We start from the raw sequence: 635 nt of genomic DNA, 5'->3' as shown, positions 1-635 counted from the left end.
GTCGACCACCCGGCGGCGCACCGCCTTCGGCATCCAGCCGTCGATCACCGCCGCTTCGAAATCGATGATCGAGGATGCGGCGACGATGGCGTAGGCGAGCGCCCTTGAGGCGCTGGCGATCCAGTCGTCAAGCTCGGGTCCGATCTCGCCCCAATCTTCCGGCGAGGTCCACAGATGCGAGGCTTCGGTGCCGCGCGCATTGAGCGCCTTTTCGAGCATGGCGATGGAAGCGACATCGATCAGTTGGGTCGGCTTGCCGTCCGGCCCGGGCACCGGCATGGAGCCGAGCGCTCCGGCATTGCCGGTCGGGCCGCCAAAAAGCCGGCCGTTCAGCACAATGCCGCCGCCGGCAAAGGCGCCGATATAAAAATAGACGAAGTCGCGCGCAGCGCCCGCCTGGCCGAAGACGAGCTCGGCGCCGCAGGCCGACGTGGCATCGTTCTGCAAATAGACCGGAAAATCGCATTGCGCCTGGATGTCGGCCCGGATGTCGCGGTGACGCCATTCGTCCATCACGTCGCGGGGGGCGCCGGCGGTATCGGCCCAGTTCCACAATTCGAACGGCATGGCGATGCCGAGCCCGGCGATGCGCTTGTCTTGCGCGGGCGTCAGCGCACCGCGCATCTGCCGCATGC

1 protein-coding gene is annotated in these 635 nt (G+C 67.1%); it reads right to left on the bottom strand.

What is annotated here, in order from left to right; translation table 11 throughout:
- Nucleotides 1-635 (bottom strand): ROK family protein (locus EN984_RS36845; protein WP_164766032.1); only part of this gene is annotated, 635 nt, incomplete at both ends.

The sequence above is a fragment of the Mesorhizobium sp. M7A.F.Ca.CA.004.12.1.1 genome (genome assembly GCF_003997835.1).
Lineage (GTDB): Bacteria > Pseudomonadota > Alphaproteobacteria > Rhizobiales > Rhizobiaceae > Mesorhizobium.
This window is presented reverse-complemented; position numbering and strand designations above follow the sequence as displayed.